This is a genomic window from Paenibacillus sp. MMO-58, assembly GCF_037146255.1.
Classification (GTDB): domain Bacteria; phylum Bacillota; class Bacilli; order Paenibacillales; family Paenibacillaceae; genus Pristimantibacillus.
Window position 1 is genome coordinate 1 of the sequence record NZ_JBBCVY010000041.1, and the last position, 506, is coordinate 506.

Genomic DNA, 506 nt, shown 5'->3' on the forward strand with positions numbered 1-506 from the left:
TCCTTCTTCGGCTCCTAGTGCCTAGGCATCCTCCGTGCGCTCTTATTAGCTTAACCTAATAAAAACATTTCTTGCTTAAGGATGTTTCATCTTTCGCTATCCAGTTTTCAAAGAACAAGTCTTTTGCGTTGACTAAGCTTCCGAGTAAATCTTCAGCAAATAGACAACATACAAAAAATTATTGGTGGAGCCAAGGAGGATCGAACTCCTGACCTCCTGCTTGCAAGGCAGGCGCTCTCCCAGCTGAGCTATGGCCCCATAAAGGGAATGATAATATCTGAGATATGGTGGGCCTTAGTGGACTCGAACCACCGACCTCACCCTTATCAGGGGTGCGCTCTAACCAGCTGAGCTAAAGGCCCTCGATATTATTCAATTCAAATAGGTTGTTACACCCGCTTGGCGACGTCCTACTCTCCCAGGACCCTGCGGTCCAAGTACCATCGGCGCTGGAGGGCTTAACGGTCGTGTTCGGTATGGGAACGCGTGGTTCCCCTCCGCCATCG

At 49.6% G+C, this 506-nt stretch carries 2 tRNA genes and 1 rRNA gene; all 3 read right to left on the minus strand.

Features of this window, described 5'->3' with window-relative positions:
• Positions 1-182: 182 nt before the first annotated feature.
• A tRNA-Ala gene (locus WFJ73_RS33205) sits at positions 183-258 on the minus strand.
• Between the two features lie 27 nt (positions 259-285).
• Positions 286-362, minus strand: a tRNA-Ile gene (locus tag WFJ73_RS33210).
• A gap of 35 nt (positions 363-397) precedes the next feature.
• Positions 398-506: ribosomal RNA gene (gene rrf / locus WFJ73_RS33215) — 5S ribosomal RNA — on the minus strand; the annotation flags it as partial.